At 41.7% G+C, this 13,938-nt stretch carries 12 protein-coding genes and 1 tRNA gene; 4 read left to right on the forward strand and 9 right to left on the reverse strand.

Annotated features, from left to right (window positions below; genetic code table 11):
• Window positions 1–5: 5 nt before the first annotated feature.
• On the forward strand, window positions 6–917 hold the full coding sequence (locus Mia14_RS00555; RefSeq protein ID WP_232780222.1) for a branched-chain amino acid transaminase: 912 nt from the start codon (window positions 6–8) through the stop codon (window positions 915–917).
• Window positions 918–965: 48 nt separating this feature from the next.
• Here the strand turns inward: Mia14_RS00555 and pth2 are convergent, their stop codons facing one another.
• Window positions 966–1,328 (reverse strand): peptidyl-tRNA hydrolase Pth2, encoded by a 363-nt coding sequence (gene pth2 / locus Mia14_RS00560; RefSeq protein WP_088819622.1) that lies wholly within the window; start codon window positions 1,326–1,328, stop codon window positions 966–968.
• A 439-nt stretch (window positions 1,329–1,767) separates the two neighbouring features.
• Window positions 1,768–1,842: transfer RNA gene (locus tag Mia14_RS00565), tRNA-Lys, on the reverse strand.
• Between the two features lie 472 nt (window positions 1,843–2,314).
• On the opposite strand from Mia14_RS00565, the gene Mia14_RS00570 reads away from it, so the two are divergent.
• The 3 genes from Mia14_RS00570 to thrS all read left to right on the forward strand — a co-directional run bounded on the left by Mia14_RS00570 (window position 2,315) and on the right by thrS (window position 5,944).
• Window positions 2,315–3,448 carry a CBS domain-containing protein gene (locus Mia14_RS00570; RefSeq protein WP_088819623.1) on the forward strand — a complete coding sequence of 378 codons (1,134 nt, stop codon included), beginning with the start codon at window positions 2,315–2,317 and terminating at the stop codon, window positions 3,446–3,448.
• A 1-nt stretch (window position 3,449) separates the two neighbouring features.
• On the forward strand, window positions 3,450–3,950 hold the full coding sequence (locus Mia14_RS00575) for a hypothetical protein (RefSeq protein ID WP_088819624.1): 501 nt from the start codon (window positions 3,450–3,452) through the stop codon (window positions 3,948–3,950).
• A 284-nt stretch (window positions 3,951–4,234) separates the two neighbouring features.
• On the forward strand, window positions 4,235–5,944 hold the full coding sequence (gene thrS / locus Mia14_RS00580) for a threonine--tRNA ligase (protein ID WP_088819625.1): 1,710 nt from the start codon (window positions 4,235–4,237) through the stop codon (window positions 5,942–5,944).
• Window positions 5,945–5,993: 49 nt separating this feature from the next.
• Here thrS and Mia14_RS00585 read toward each other — a convergent pair whose 3' ends face one another.
• The 7 genes from Mia14_RS00585 to alaS all read right to left on the reverse strand — a co-directional run bounded on the left by Mia14_RS00585 (window position 5,994) and on the right by alaS (window position 13,938).
• Window positions 5,994–6,674: an NMD3-related protein gene (locus Mia14_RS00585; RefSeq protein ID WP_088819626.1), complete on the reverse strand. Its 681-nt coding sequence runs from the start codon at window positions 6,672–6,674 to the stop codon at window positions 5,994–5,996.
• Window positions 6,664–8,241, reverse strand: coding sequence for a preprotein translocase subunit SecD family protein (locus tag Mia14_RS00590; RefSeq protein ID WP_088819627.1), 1,578 nt, complete (start codon window positions 8,239–8,241; stop codon window positions 6,664–6,666). Before Mia14_RS00590 ends, Mia14_RS00585 begins: the two co-directional genes overlap by 11 nt.
• On the reverse strand, window positions 8,229–9,392 hold the full coding sequence (locus Mia14_RS00595) for a hypothetical protein (protein WP_088819628.1): 1,164 nt from the start codon (window positions 9,390–9,392) through the stop codon (window positions 8,229–8,231). The genes Mia14_RS00590 and Mia14_RS00595 overlap by 13 nt, the downstream gene beginning before the upstream one ends.
• Before the next feature lie 170 nt (window positions 9,393–9,562).
• On the reverse strand, window positions 9,563–9,841 hold the full coding sequence (locus Mia14_RS00600; protein ID WP_088819629.1) for a hypothetical protein: 279 nt from the start codon (window positions 9,839–9,841) through the stop codon (window positions 9,563–9,565).
• A 108-nt stretch (window positions 9,842–9,949) separates the two neighbouring features.
• The gene (locus Mia14_RS00605) at window positions 9,950–10,747 is read right to left on the reverse strand and encodes a spermidine synthase (RefSeq protein WP_088819630.1); all 798 of its coding nucleotides are present in this window, start codon (window positions 10,745–10,747) and stop codon (window positions 9,950–9,952) included.
• A 10-nt stretch (window positions 10,748–10,757) separates the two neighbouring features.
• Window positions 10,758–11,255: a CDP-2,3-bis-(O-geranylgeranyl)-sn-glycerol synthase gene (locus tag Mia14_RS00610; protein WP_088819631.1), complete on the reverse strand. Its 498-nt coding sequence runs from the start codon at window positions 11,253–11,255 to the stop codon at window positions 10,758–10,760.
• Window positions 11,256–11,259: 4 nt separating this feature from the next.
• Window positions 11,260–13,938 (reverse strand): alanine--tRNA ligase, encoded by a 2,679-nt coding sequence (gene alaS, locus Mia14_RS00615; protein ID WP_157891409.1) that lies wholly within the window; start codon window positions 13,936–13,938, stop codon window positions 11,260–11,262.

Below are 13,938 nucleotides of genomic sequence, written 5' to 3' on the forward strand. Positions count from 1 at the left end.
TTACCATGGAAAAGAACTTGAAAGTTTGGCTAGATGGTGAAATCAGGGATTATGAAGATTGCAAAGTGCCAATACTTACCCATTCATTGCAGTATGGCACTGGAATATTTGAGGGGATAAGAGCATACTTGTCGGAAGACAAAGGCTCATATATATTCAGGCTGGATGACCATGTAAAAAGATTCTTAAACAGTATGATGATTTATTCAATAAAGCAGCCTTATGGAGCAAAGGAATTAACCGAAGCGATAATTAGCACAGTGCGTGCGAACAATCCTTCCACTGACATGTATGTGCGCCCATTCGCCTTTTACAACGACGATTCCATAGGCATATCCGTAAAGGGGAAGAAAGTCAGTGTATTTGTCGCTGCAATTCCTTTTGGCGCCTACTTCAAAGGCGTATCCGAAGGCATAAGATGCAAGGTATCTTCATGGGAGAGAATAAACTCATCAATACTTCCGGTACAGGCCAAGGCCAGCGGCAATTACATAAATTCAACCCTGGCAAGCACGGAGGCAGATTCGGTAGGGTTTGATGAAGCAATAATGCTTTCCAAAGGCTATGTAGCTGAGGGTCCTGGCGAAAACATATTCCTTGTTAAGGGCAACAGGCTTATAACACCGGCGGTATCAGAAAGCATACTGCTCGGTATAACAAGGGACTCTATACTGCATTTTGCAGGAGATCTTGGCTACGAAGTTGAGGAACGCAGGATAAGCAGAGAAGAGCTTTACTCGGCGGATGAGATTTTCTTTGCAGGGACCGCAGCAGAGATAACTCCTATAATACAGGTGGACAGCATAAAGATAGGGTCAGGAAAAGTAGGCGATGTCACAACCTCTATATCAAAATACTATCAGGATATAACTAGGGGAAGGAATAAGGAATACCTTAAATGGCTCACCAAAGCATGAACGAACAGCCCAATTAAACAAGATTGTATCCAAATCAAAAAAAACAAATCAGAGCAGCTTGAGCCTTCCTGTAATGACATCCAGGTCCTTGCTATACCAAGGGCCTATCCCAAGCGCTGTCTTGCTGTTTGGCGGAACTTCAGTCAATCCCGCATCATGGACAAGTGCGCATGGTATCCTCTTGAACTTGAACGCTTCATACAACTTAATAAGTGAGGTTTCATCATTCACTTTAAGGACTATCTTTTTCTCTCCTTCATCAAGCCACTCTTTCGCTATCTTATCATCTTGCCTAACGGCCTCAAAATAACTCATAAGCGAAGCATGTGCCGCCTGTGCAGCTATTTTGCCTTTGCTCATATTAAAATCTGATCTTATTATTATAACCTGTTTTATCTCATTTCCGTTCATTTTTAATTACCCCTGCATATGCATAACCCCAAAACCATAAACTCCGCTGCAATATAAAGAGAATTGCCTGATTCTTATAATAAATAATGCAAGCACAATTATATACTTTTATCCTGTGGCTGTCCTTAATCAAAAGTCATTATTACATGGCTGCCTTGAATAAACTGGTCAATACAATAATTTAAATATCTGAAAAATGAAAGGTAATTGAAATAAAAGATGATATATATGTTAGAATGCAGTATATGCCATACAAAAATATTTTTATGCGATTTATGCCAAAGGGACTTCCATGAGTTCAGCCAAGTGTACTGTTATGAAGGCGGGCACTATTGCAGCTTGGAATGTGTCAAAAACGTATCAGGACTTCCTTTGGAGCAGGTCCAACAGAACATTATGATATCAACGGCGCAAAAAGCCTTTGACTAATAAGCACAAGCGGACCCGGTGGGATTTGGACCCACGACTTAGAGGTTAAAAGCCTCCCACTCTGGCCAAGCTGAGTTACGGGTCCATAGAGAGGTATATTGCAATTGAATATATGGTATTCAATTAACTTATTTTATAGGCGTAATTTAGGATATTTTAAATCCAACATCTAAGCCTAGAAATGTTATATAACCTTATTCTTAACATAACTATAAATTCTTTTCGTTGACACATCGCTTTTCCAAACTATTTTTCTAAAATAAATTCAAACAATTGCTTGCCATAGCCGAATTAACCTATAAAAATTTATTATTTCATAATTGCAAGCCAGGAGAGGGAATTTCGTATGATATCAAAAGATATTATAAGTCGAACCCTCCTTAGCCGCTCTGCAGGCGGCTGCATAGCCGATCTGCCATCCTGGCAATGTTGGAATATGTAATAATTCAGAAGAAAAATTTATAAAGTGATTGTGTCTTGCCATTCCAAGGGCTGACCAAAATGCCTTAAGTTCAGAAACCTTTATAATCCTAAATATCGTTAAATACTTAGGTGTAATGATGGATTCAATAAATGACGAAATAAAGATACCTGAAGAATTAGCGAAAGAAGTTCCAGTATCGGATTACACTGATAAAATGTCCGATTTAATCCCAAAAATATCAAAGTTCGGCGCTGTAATAATCAACAAGGACGATGAAGTGATGGGAATAATAGACAAGAAGGCCATAGAAAAGATAGACCTGGAAATTCCAAGGAGCTTAAGTGCCGAAAGGTTTGTTGTAAGGACGCCAAAAGTGAATGACCAAACAGCGCTTTCTGATATAATAATGTATTTTTACAAATCGCACAGCATCGCCCTTCCATATATGGTGAAAGGAAAAGTCAGCAAGATAATAGACAGGATCACTCTATTTAAAATCCTGCTGTCAAGAAGCGATATCAAGGATGTCCTTGTGAAGGACATAATGAGCACCCCAATGGCAGTGATCGATTCTAAGACCGATATTGCGAAAGCAAAGAAAGTCATGGAAGATGAAAATATGAGCACGTTAGGTGTATTAGATGATGGCAAGTTCTATGGAATAATAACATCAGAAGATATAATCAACAATGTCGTTATAAAAGAGAGGTCCCCAGCAATAGAGAACAATAAATATTCCCCATCAAACATACCTGTAAAAGACTATGTAAATACGAATCCCGTAATGATTAAGGAAAGCGGCAGTGTTCAGGATTCAGTACGCCTAATGGTTGAAAACGAGAATAAGCCTATAGTGGTTACCAGTGGAAGCCAGCCTATAGGAATTGTAACAAGCACAGACATATTGGAGTACCTTACATCAAACAAGAAAGAGGTTTCACCAAGCATACTTATATCGGGATTGGATGAGTCCACCTATATATATGAGGATGAAATACTGTCAGAAATAAAGAATTTTAGCTATAAAATAAGCAAAATAAAGGATATAGGAATACGTTACATATCCGCAACTATAAAAAGAATAGGGAAAAGCCAGTATGAGGTAAGGATGAAGCTGCTATCTGAAAAATATGGCTCATTGCAGGTAAATTACAGCGATTACAGATTGGAGAGGACATTGAGCGAGGCATTGGAAAAGCTGAATGATCAGATATTAAAGGCTAAAGAAAAAAGCGAAAACGTAAAGGATTATTTCAAGGAGATATGATATGATGAATAGGCTCAACAAAAGCACAGGTGCACTGCATTCAAAAAAGGGGCAGTCAAGCTTAGAGCTTCTCATAACCCTCTCTTTCGGCCTGATAATTCTTCTGCCAATAGTTATATTGGCGTTTTTGCAAATTGCATCTTCATCCTCTACCCTATCAACCACTGAAGCGCAGTCAGTAGCGAGCAAGATAGCAAGCGTGGCAGTATCTGTTGGTTCTCAAGGATATCCTGCCAAGCAGCTTGTGCTGGTGAGTGTGCCTCCTGATGTTGATAACATATACGTGGGCGGAATAAATAATACGGTAGGCCATGAAGTGATATTCGTGGTAAGAACAGACGCAGGCGACGATTATGTCACAGCATACAGCCCCGTCCGCATAGAAGGCTCCCCTACTCTGAGCAGCATATCGCCCCAGGGTGAGTACCTGATAAACATAAGCGCTGTCAATTCGTGCCCTGGAATGCCATCAAAGACTTGTGTATACGTGAGCCCTACGTAATTAGGGAAATTAGGAAAGACTGCATGCAAAATGTTGTGGCATGCAGTTAGACAAAAAGCTTAAAAGCTTAAGCAATAGAAGATTCATATAAGATGGTAAAAATGGTAGATTCCTTCCAAACAGTAAAATTCTGCTGAATAGCAGAACGTTAAGCTCATCCTTATATATTGGCAAGGCAATCTATTTTACGGAAACTGGATTCCTAAATGCATTTTTAAATTTTAACTTTAATAATTCAGGATGTAAACAGATTTTCAAAATGGCAATCCTATTTGGTGAATAATATGAAAGTACTTCAATTGGACGTGGATAAGATAAGTTACAAGCCGGTAAAGCCCGAAGCGAGCGTATATGAGGAATCAGATGACGCAGTCGTAGAAGAGAGCAATGCGGTCGTGATGCTGGTGTCTATAGAAAAAGGGGACGACGAGGACGTGGGGAAGATGGCCGTAAAGGAATCCCTGGAGTTCGCAAAAAAAGAAAAGGAGAAAGTGTTAGTCATCTACCCATATGCGCATCTGAGCGATAAGCTTTCAGGATTGGAAAGCGCCCTCAATATACTTAAGGCAATGCGAGCAGAAGCCTCAAAAGAGAGCTCTATCAAGGTAGTGTCAGCGCCTTTCGGATGGAACAAGAAGCTGATGCTTGACATAAAAGGTCACCCATTGGCAGAGGAGTCTCATTCGTACAGCAACAATATGGAAAAAGGCAACGAGGTAAAGTCGGAACTGGTGGAGCACGAGCTAAAGATAGACACTTCCATAGTAAGGAAGAGTGACTGGTCCAACATGCCTGATACGGACCATAGGACAATCGGAGAGAGGCAGGATCTATACAGCTTCCAGGAAGTGTCTCCCGCAATGGTCTACTGGCACCCAAAGGGCTTTACCATATATAAAGAGCTGATAAACCTGATGAGGCACATAGAGTACCAGCACGACTACCAAGAGATCTCGACCCCCGAATTGACCAACATCGCTCTTTACCAAGTAAGCGGCCATCTTCAGCATTATAAGGAAAATATGTTCATGTTCAATTCATCGATAGGAGATGTCAGCTTAAAGCCGATGAACTGCCCATCAACCATATTAATTTACAAGACAAGGAAATGGAGTTATAAGGATCTTCCTTGGAGAACCGCCATATTTGACAAGCTGCATAGAAGCGAGCTAAGCGGGGTGGCCAGCGGATTATTTAGGGTGAAAGGGCTGACGCAGGATGACGGCCACATATTTGCAAGGGAGGACCAGATAAAAGACGAAATCTCAGACCTTCTCCATATTGTAAAGGAGGTGTACGGAGGAATATTCAAAATGCAGTATCATGCAAATCTTTCTACAATGCCCGATGACCATATGGGTGACCTTGATCTATGGGACAGAGCCACAAAAGCGCTTAAGGATGCACTTGACGAGAACGAAATTAAATACGATATAAAAGATAAAGATGGTGCATTTTACGGGCCTAAGATAGACTTTGACATAAAGGATTCCATGGGCAGGCTATGGCAGTGCGCGACCATACAGCTCGATTACCAGCTGCCAAGGAACTTCAAGCTCGAGTACACGGACAATGAAGGCAAGTCCCGCACCCCTGTAATAATACACAGGGCAATATTGGGCAGCCTCGAGCGCTTCACAGCGATAATGGTAGAGCATTACCAAGGGAAGTTCCCTCTGTGGCTCTCCCCAATTCAAGTGAGGGTACTGTCCCTTTCAGAAGGGTCAAACGAATATGCATCTAATATATACAAAACCCTGAAGGACAAGGATATAAGGTCGGAGCTGGATATATCGGACAGGACTATAGAGTACAAGATAAGGGACGGCAAACTGCAGCAGATACCTTACCTGTTGATTATAGGTAAAAAGGAAATGGAGAAAAACTCCATATCTATAAGAGACAGGTCGGGAATTCAATCAAACAATGTAAAGCTCGACGACTTCATAAGCGGCCTCAATGAAAAGGTATCCTCAAGGTCAAATGAACTTTGATCTTCAGAGGATTGATTTTATTTTTTATTCGTGCATGGATTTTTTTTGTTTATTCAAAGCGCAATGAATAGATGTTCCTATATACTCTCTTTCCTGCCTTCAGTCCATAAAGCTCATAAGACTTTATAGGCTTCAGTTTCTTGTTCGATTGGAAGAAAGCATTTGCGACATCCCTGCTTCCGATATATATGTTGACTCCGTTCTTATCCTCTTTTATCTGTGATACGAAACTGCCATTTTTGTTCACAAAATCAAGGATGCGCTTTTCCATTACACTGAGCTTGCTGTATATCCCCCTAAGCTGTATCTCCGCTTCGTAATAACCAGAGCGTTCCCTGTTGCATAGCGGGCACAGTATATTTGTGAACTTTATCTCTATATCCTTTGTGAACTGCACTGGCTCTCCTTCAACCTCCTTTTCAAATTGCACAACCGCTATGGAGGTAGCTTTGTCATAGCTCACAAGTGATACCTCAAAATCCGGCCTGTGTATTGAAAACCTCACCGCGTCATCCAGAGAATCAGGGCTGGATGCGACAAAGCCTATGTGCGTCTTTATCCTTCCGCAGGACCTGCATAAAGGTATCTTTATCTCTTTCGGCAGATCCGACCCTATCCTGTCTATTACACAGTATTCGCAGAATTGTCCAATGAACCTGACGTCATCACTTGATCTATTGCATTTAGGGCAGTATTTAGTTATAAAAACACCTTTGAATTCATGAATAATGCCTGCTTATTATCGCTCCGTATGCAGGCCTTGTCACTGCAATGCCCATTATGACCCCTATTATTGCCGCTTCAGAGAAACCGACAATCGTCACCAACGAGGTTGAGAAGAACAATGGCAGCATCGCTATTACCAGCAATGCGGCATCCATCCATACGATATAGAACGCATGGCTTAACAGGAGTTTTCCATTGCTCGTCTGGCCGCTGTTTGAAAGCATTTCATCTGTTATTATTATCTGAGCATCAACTCCAGTACCAACTACTGCTATTATCCCCGCAAATGCTGCAAGGTCTATAGTGCCTATAAGCCCTATTATTGAAAGTATTATGAACAGCTCCATGAAAGTGGTCAGCAATATTGGTCCGACTAAGAATATCCTCCTGTACCTTATTGCTATGAATGCGGACAACGATATTATAGCAAGCCCTAACGCAACAAAGCTTATCTCAAACGAATCGGCACCAAGCGTCTGCGGAACTGTTGTTGGTGTGCCAACTATTATGCTGACGGGCAATGCACCTCCGCTCAATATGCTTGCTATTGTCTTTGACTCGTTTGTAGCGTAAGCGGTTTTTGCGGTAAGAGGCAATGTAGTTGGAGCTTCTCCTGAAATCTCGTAATCCTCTGTAACATTCCCGTCTGTTATCTCAGGATTCAACAGTGGCGCGGAGAGAAGCCCTACCAAAGGCCAGGTCTCAAGCACAGTCGTGCTTGCATTTATAATGCTGTAAGCGGGTGTCATGTTCTTCTTGCTTTCCAAGTTTACTGTGTAATTAAGGCTTCTTATATAGCTTATCAAGGACTTGTTCAAGTTGTAGCTTGCATATACAACCTTGTACCTGCCGATATTGCTCTTGTAGAAGCTTTCGGCTCCAGCTATGCTTGCGTTTGAATTTGACACCGCGATGACAGGTATAGTGCTATTGCCAAGGGTCAAAGCGGTTTTCATAGCTGAGAGTGCGGTTGAACTGGATATCGCATCAGTGGCGTTCCCAAGTATTGATGAATTTATGAGTATTGTCGCATTCAAAGGCCTGTCCAAAAACATGTATAATGGGTAATTCGCATCACCATATACTATTTTCGCAAAACTTGTAGCAGAGGATTGTGTTGTAGAGAATGTGACTGCCCAAGTTACATTTTTCCCGGATATTGCGGGAGGGACCTGCCCTATTGTATCCCTTATTATATCAGAACCTGAAACAGCCAATCTTCCGTTTACTACTCCATCAAATCTTCCTTGGCTATCCAATATTGAGATAGTCTTGTTTATTGTGCTGTTGTCCGCTTTTGGCACTGTGACATATATCTCAGAATCCCCCACTCCCTCAACTGTGACTTCGCTAAGCCCAAAGGTTGAAGCCCTCTGGTCAAGCACCGATATGAGCTCAGACATTGTGGTGCTGTTGACAGGGTGGGCCAACTGCACTGGTATCTGCACTCCTCCCTCAAAGCTTATTCCGAAATGAAGCCCATAATGGATATCCAATGCGAGCAGGGCTATAGCTATAACTACAAGCACCAGTATACGCTTGTCTGTAAGGTAACCATTTATCTTTGCCATCTTGAATCCCGTTTATTCTTGTACCATAGAACCATTGCAGTGTTCCCAAGCCATGCAGTGAAAATATCTCCTATAAGACCGAACAGCACCACGCCGCTTATCTCTATATATGTAGGGACAAAAGCGATGTATGATACTATGAATAGTATGCCGAATGTTATTATTGCAGCACCTGTCATTGTGAGCCCGGTCTTCATTGACTGGAATGCCCTCTCCTCGTTGGTCCCGTCTGTCCTCTTAAGAACCCTTACCGATGATAATACCTCCGTATCTATAGCATACCCTATAAGCATCAAAAGCCCTCCTACGGATGCAACTCCGAGCTCTATGTGGAACAATCCCATTGCCCCTAAAGCTATTATCATGTCATTCGCTGCGCCGAACACTATTGCAAATGATGGTATGGGTGTCCTAAATATTATAAATACAACGATTGCTACTATTATAAAAGCGGCTATTATAATATCTATAACTTTGCTTAAGAAGTATGCACCTAAAGTTGGGGTTACACTGTCGTAAGAATAAGTCGAAAAAGGTATGACCGACCTTATTTTTGCTATCAATCCGGACTGATAAGCGGATGATGCATTGCTGTCGGCGTTCCTTCCAATGTCTATCATTGATGTGGCATTGGTTGAGTTGAATATATAACTGCTAGGGGTTATGAAAGGCGAGAAGTAATGCAGTTCCAGATCAAGGGTGCTGTCCATGCTGGAAATGGTAGAAGACAATTTACCCGTATAATTCACAAGCTGGTTTTCATCTGTGACATTACCGGGACTTGCGGTAAGGTTTCCTCTTATTATTGCTATGTCCGCACTATAGCTTGAGTAGTTCGAGTATAAGGATGTCAGGTTCAGCAATTCGGCTTGGCCTGAAGTTATGCTTTTATTAGGGAGGGCTATCAACGATATATGGTTTAACCCACCGATTTTAGAGACTGTTACAGTTGTTCCTGGTATAAGAGCGTCTATTGAGCTGGTCAAAGATTTTACATTTATGGAGTTTGCAGTGGAAAATTGCACGGTGGTTCCTCCGGTTAAAGACGTATCTAATATTATCTTTGGTATAAAAAACAGGCTTATGAGGAGCAATATCAATGGAACTATAATGTAAAGTTTGTAATTTTTATACGTATATATGTTGAACATGTGATCTTTCCTAAAAAATGCAAATTAATGCTTAATCGGTATTAATTAAATAAAACTCTGTCACTTCCCTTTAGAATATAATTAATAAGAAAATTGTAATAAAAAGGTATATATAACTATACCAATTCTGCCTGCCGCAAATCGTTAATCTTAATATTCAGTGCAAGTTTTCATCCATACGTTTTCATAAGCTTATGGTGAAGCGCCCCAGCCAATCCATATATCATTAGGAACACAGCAAACAGCATCATCATAAATCCGAAGTATACATTGGTCTGTATTATCCCATTGGTATAAACAAGTATAGCTCCGGCAACAAATATGAAAACCCCCCAAAAGACCGATTTGAACGCTTCCCACCTTGAATGCTTTTCCAGATAATGCAGCCTCCTGCTATACTCCCTTGCAGGATCAATCTCCACAATTATACGTTTTTCCTTTTCCACCATTGTATCACAATGCTAATTTGAAATTCAGCCAACCTTATACATATATCCAATTAAGCCCCTTAAGCTTAAGCAAACTCCTTTCAATCTCAAGATTAGTTATAAAGGTATTTATAAATTTGTTTTATGCCGCCCATCATTCACATTTATACCTACCATATGCTCGTAAGCGCTTGTTATATAGCTTTTAATTTCAACACTATTTATTGTGCTATTGCTCCTTTTAAGCTTGCTTTCGAGCTCGACTAGAATTTGTCTCTTTGTTAGCTTTTTTGAGAACAAAAGTATCTGGTTCGCAGAGCTTTTCATGTAAATCATGTAGATATTGTATCTCTTCGAGGATTCGAGCTTCAATATCTTTGAATTCTCCTCTATAGGTATGTAATTGATCGCCAATATTCCATTTTCGCTCATCTTGTCGTAGGCATCTGATAGAAACTGTTCAGTAAGGAATACAGCGGGCATATTGTAATTGTTATAAGCATCAAGTATTACTATGTCATAGGTATTTGTTGTGTTGTGCAGGAATTCAGCGCCATCCTCAAGCGTAACCTTCGCCTTTATCTGATTGTCAAGCATCCTGTTCTCTGCGGTTATCATGTCTTTGTCTATGTCCACCGCTTCTATATCTGGATTTCGGAAAACCTTGTAATACTGGTATAAAACAGTGCCGCCCCCCAACCCTATCATCAGTGATTTTGGATTGTCGTAAAGGAGGGGAAGCAGTATGAAAAAGTCCCAATAACCGTCAACGAATACCGAATTCTCGCGTATCCTTGAGAACGGCACATCGTCTACCAGAAGGACGATATCGGTATACCTCCTCACAATCCTTATTCTCCGGCCGCCATTGTGGCTGTATATGACTTCTCCAAAAAGGCTGCTCCTTATATCGTCTAAAATTCCCATAATCCTATCATCACCAAGGAACTTCCTTGAGTTTAAGCAGATATGCGCCAAGGTTGGTCAAAGGGTGCATTACCCCTGTAAGTATTACCAAGAAGATAATTCCATATATATCCGGAAGATGGCCCAAGGGAAGTGCAACAAGTAATGCAAGCACAAAGAAACCATATTGGTCAAGGATCGGGGCGCTTTTGCCTGGCTTGAATGCAATCTGCCTCTTCAGGAAGCTGCCCAGAAGATCTCCTATATTCGCACCAACTGCAAGAAGTATGGCAATCCCAAGCATATAATGCAGGAACGGATACTCTAACAGCCCTATTATTATTCCTGCAATAAGGCTTGACACCGTTCCTCTTATTGTCTTGTGGTTGCCAAATATACGTTTTCCATTTATTTTCCTGTCGAAATCCAGGGGCTTCCCGCCTCCGAATAATACTGGGGCCCCATTGGCCACATACGCAGGCAGTATATAAATTATAGGGTACAAAATAATATCTACAAGATAGTTCATGAAATCATTTCTTGTGCGCAAACAGTTTGCCCTCCGCTATATGGGCTGATCCTCCTCCATGGAAATCAAAGGAATTGCTGCTAGCATAGCTCTTTAGGTATTCTAAGGCATCTGCTCCTGAATCCTCTCCTGCACAGGCTATGACTTCATATTCCTTGTTGTATAAAACAACCATTTTCTCTTTGGACCTATTGGTTACATCAAGAACTATTGCCCTAAGCATCTCCTTCCTATAATCCGTGAATTCCTTTATCAAAACCAAATCCTTTTCCTTCGCAAGCTTCTCGGATTCAGCCAATATCAACTTGCCCTCAAGCTCTTTTGAATATTTTGCAACTGCCTCCAACTCAGCAATCTTTGACGATATCCCTGTTTCCAGCTTGTCAGAATCAATATTTGTCATCTTCGAAACATTCTTTATCTTGTTCTCAATAGACCTTACGTAATCAAGCGATGCGGGCCCTGCCGTGAACTCAATCCGGTCAACGCCATCATGTATGCGCGATGTCGATATAATCTTTATCAGACCTATTAGGGATTCCCTGTTTATCAAGTGCAGGCCCCCGCAAGCTTCGGCATCTATAAGGTTTCCATTTAGGTCGTCAACCTCTATTATTCTGAGCCTGCTTGAAGGCACTCCATGGCCCTGGTAGATAGAGAAACCGAATTTGGATTCAGCATCACCACGGTTCATATCATGAAGGCTGACCTTAATTCCATGGAATATATATGAATTAGCTTTCATCTCTATCTCGCTTATCTCTTTGTCATCCAGCTTCTCGAAATGTGCGATGTCTATATGCGCCTTTTCCTCACCTTTGTGTGCCCCTTCCTGCCATGCATGCTTGCCCAGAACATCCCTTGCAGCCGCGCTTATCAGGTGTGTGGCAGTATGGTGTGCCATAAGCCTTATCCTCCTGTCCATGTCAACTACGCACCTCACAAAGTCGCCTTGCTTGAACGACGGAGGGCTCTCCAATCTATGGACTATTACGCCAAGATCAGATTGTACATCGACCACTCTTATTCCATTCATGGTTCCGTGGTCCGCCTCCTGCCCCCCGCCTTCGGCATAGAAAGGTGTCCTGTCGAGCACTACATAGTTGCCCGATACCCTAAGCACTTTCGAGTCGGACATGTTGTCGAAATCATAAAAAAGCTTAATGGTGTTTGGGAGCCCATCGGTATCGATTGACACCTTCTTCACCTTTTTCTCCTTTTCTACAAAATCCCCTTTTATTATGCTCTCGTAATAATTGTCGGGCACGCTTATAAAGTGGCCCATTCTTCTGCTGTATGACTCTATGAACTCTGGAGTTATGCCTTCGCTTTCATATAAGACCTTTATCCTTCCCCTATCAAGCTCCTCGTTTTTGTCAATGATCCCTTTGATTATCCTTTCAGATTTAGATTTCATCTGGTCATATCTTTTCCTTTCAATATCCACTATCTTTGATATGACATCCAGGCTGTCCTCAAGCCCATTATACAGCCCTTCAAGGTCCTCGCAGTGCATCCTGAACAGGTCCATCAGATCGAACTTGAATCCGTACCTGTCCATGAAATCGAAGACCCTGCGCAGTATTATCCTGAGGTTGTATCCCCCGCTAACGTTGCTTGGGAGCGCTCCATCATGTATCGCAAACAGCAGTGTCCTGGTATGGTCGACGATAGCATACAGTGCCTGTGCAGGCTTTATCTCTTCCAAGTATTCCTTTTCATCTATCCCATTCCTTTTTATTATTTCAAGCTCTTTCTTCTGCCCCTCCTTGTCCTCTCCAATATCTATCAGTCCGGATATCCCTGCGACCTTGGCATAGGTCTCCCTGTTTGGGTGGAATCCGGTTTTTTCGTACAAATACTCTAATTCCCTATGGAATACCGCATCGTAAAGTGTATAGTTACCAGATGCGAACCATAGCAGCCTCTCAAATCCCCAGCCGACATCAACCACTTTGCCTTTTAGCTCGGATACCTTGCCTTCAGAATAGGAAAACTGGGTGAATACATTGTTCACAAGCTCAAGCCCATTTGCGAAAGCCTCAAGGTCTGGTCCGAATTCCGAGAAGTCACCCATTGCCCATACATCCTCTATATATGTCAGTTTCTTTTTGTCCACGCCAAGCACTTCAGTAAGGAACTTGTAATTAAGCTCAATGGTCCTGTCTATCCAATATCCTTCGGACGGATAATTGAATGCATGCTGCCCCGCCATCATAAATGAGGTGAGGTGCCTTCCGGTCACACCCACGTTTGGTATATCATTGAACCTAAGGCATATTTGAGGCACTATCAACGGATTTGAAGGATACTCAAATCCCATCTTATTCCCTTCTATCCTTTGGAAATCCTGTATGCTCGCTATCGTGAAGTAAAGATCCGGCCTCCACCTGCTCACAACGGGGTATTTTTCTATTTCCACATGCCCGTTCTCCTTGAAGAACTCCGCAAACTTATTCCAGAAGTCAACATATCCTATCTTTTTAGGAGAATCCTTGAAGAAAGAATAAGGCTCGTGCTCCGAATCACCGCAAAGCTCCCGGGATTTGTCAAGAGTCCAGAAATATTTTCCACATTCCCTGCATTTCTTTCTTACAAATCCCTTTTCCTCGAATAATTTCGTTGAATAATATTTTTGGTAATCTTTGGAAAATTCCTCCCTTAAGCTATTCTTGTTCAGCAT

It is taken from the genome of Candidatus Mancarchaeum acidiphilum, assembly GCF_002214165.1.
Classification (GTDB): Archaea; Micrarchaeota; Micrarchaeia; order Micrarchaeales; family Micrarchaeaceae; genus Mancarchaeum; species Mancarchaeum acidiphilum.